The sequence below is a fragment of the Variovorax sp. M-6 genome (genome assembly GCF_052114385.1).
Lineage (GTDB): Bacteria > Pseudomonadota > Gammaproteobacteria > Burkholderiales > Burkholderiaceae_C > Variovorax.
In genome coordinates, this window is the sequence record NZ_JBFREQ010000095.1 from 1 (window position 1) to 1365 (window position 1365).

The window sequence follows — 1365 nt, forward strand, 5'->3', positions numbered from 1 at the left end:
CGCCTCGCCATCGGCCATGTTGGCGCCATGGCTGTCCAGGCGCTTGCCGAGCGTGGCGAACCAGCGCTCCAGCATGGGGCTCACGGTGTTGGGCGAGCCGCTGCCGATCTTCTGGCGCACGCGCTCGATGGTCGGGCGCAGACCTTCCTGCAACAGCACGTCGGCGGCTTCCCAGACCTGCGCCTCCTGGATTCCGCGGCCGCCGCGGATCGGGTGAATGTCGTCGCTCGAACKTTTCAGGGYCATGGCTGCTTTGCCTCCAGTCTTTTACTTKCGATAATAAAGCATTATCGGAAGTGATGTACCATATACGTAGCACATCATACATAAGACATATGAAAAAGATCAGAATCACGGTGCCTCGAAACTCATGCGAGGTTCTGCGGCAAGATGTCGCAGAAGTTGATGCCGCATGAATGCCGCTCGCAAACCGCCGTCGTCCAAGGCCTTGATGCCCTTGAAGCGCGACCACGCGCTGCTCGATCCCAGTCAACTCTCGGACATGGCCGAGGAGGCCGCGCACGACCTGATGGCCGAGGGCGAATCGGACAACACGCGCCTCGCGTATCGGGCCGCCATGCGCTACTGGGCGGCCTGGTTCGGCGCGCGGTACGGGCGCCAGATGGCGCTTCCGGTGCCGGTGCCCGTGGTGATCCAGTTCATCGTCGACCATGCCGAGCGCTCGACCCAGGCGGGCCACAAAGGGGGGCTGACGCACCAGCTGCCGCCCGCGATCGACGAGGCGCTGGTCGAGGCCGGCTTCAAGGGCAAGCTCGGAGCCCCGGCCCTGAACACCCTGATGCACCGGATCTCCGTGCTCTCGATGGCGCACCACCTTTCCAAGCAGCCCAATCCGTGCGTGGACCCGGCGGTCAAGGCGCTGCTGAGCAAGACAAGAAAGGCCTACGCGAAGCGCAACGCCCTGCCCCACAAGCAGCGCGCGCTGACCAAGGAGCCGCTGGAGGCGGTGCTGGAAACCTGCGACGACTCGCTGAAGGGAAAGCGGGACCGCGCCCTCCTCCTCTTCGCCTGGGCCTCGGGCGGGCGCCGGCGTTCGGAGGTTTCAGAGGCAGTCTTCGAGAACCTGCACCGCGGCGACGCGGGCGCCTACCTGTACACGCTGGCGAGTTCGAAGACGAACCACAACGGAAAGATCCGGCCGGAAGACGTGAAGCCGGTGGTCGGGTCGGCCGCCGTGGCCCTGGACGCCTGGCTCAAGGCCAGCGGGATCACCTCGGGGCCCCTCTTCCGGCGCATCCTCAAGAACGGGAAACTCGGCACCGACGGGCTCTCGGGGACGGCGGTGCGGGACATCGTGAAGGCGCGGTGTGCGCTGGCGGGGGTCGGAGAGGATTTCTCGGCGCA

2 protein-coding genes are annotated in these 1365 nt (G+C 65.7%); one reads left to right on the plus strand and one right to left on the minus strand.

Annotated elements, in window-relative coordinates; genetic code table 11:
• On the minus strand, positions 1-246 hold a 246-nt coding region (locus AB4Z46_RS35270), incomplete at its 3' end, for a DNA-binding protein (RefSeq protein ID WP_442288201.1).
• 166 nt (positions 247-412) lie between these two features.
• Between AB4Z46_RS35270 and AB4Z46_RS35275 the strand changes: the two genes are divergently transcribed.
• The coding region (locus tag AB4Z46_RS35275) for an integrase (RefSeq protein WP_442288202.1) at positions 413-1365 on the plus strand (953 nt) is incomplete at its 3' end.